The 505-nt window shown below is 30.3% G+C and carries 1 protein-coding gene; it reads right to left on the bottom strand.

Features of this window, described 5'->3' with window-relative positions; translation table 11 throughout:
• The coding region (locus tag A1704_RS15130; protein ID WP_174525200.1) for a pyridoxamine 5'-phosphate oxidase family protein at positions 1 to 333 on the bottom strand (333 nt) is incomplete at its 3' end.
• Between the last annotated feature and the right edge of the window lie 172 nt (positions 334 to 505).

Below are 505 nucleotides of genomic sequence, written 5' to 3' on the forward strand. Positions count from 1 at the left end.
AACTGTATTCCATGTCTCAGAGTCTCTTTCTATTTGTGAAGTTGAAGCCTCCAATGTCAGACGTTCACGTGCATATATTTGTTTGGTAGCAGATTCATCTTCAATAAACATAACAGAAGTTTTTCTTCCTTCCGAAAGGTTTTTGGTATGTTTTGCCATGAAAGAAACCAGGATATAAAACGTATTTTCTACCTGTACAAATGGTGCATAGCTGGAATTAGGATTTCCTTCTGCATCTACAGTGGCTAAAATAACACTCTTTGTACTTTCAATAAGTTCCTTTACTTTTGGAGCTACAGGCTTTGCTTTTTTCTCTGTATGTGTATGATTCATAAGATATATTTTATGAGATAAAAGTAATTATTTAGATTAAGACTAAATAATTTTAAGCTATGTTTAATCTCATGAAACTGAAATTCATTTGTCGTTTTTTTATCTTAATTATAAATTGTAATTTTGCCTTTCGTAATCACTTGAATTAAAAAGTATTCATTACATATGAGTA

Origin of the sequence: Chryseobacterium cucumeris (assembly GCF_001593385.1) — a bacterium.
Lineage (GTDB): Bacteria > Bacteroidota > Bacteroidia > Flavobacteriales > Weeksellaceae > Chryseobacterium > Chryseobacterium cucumeris.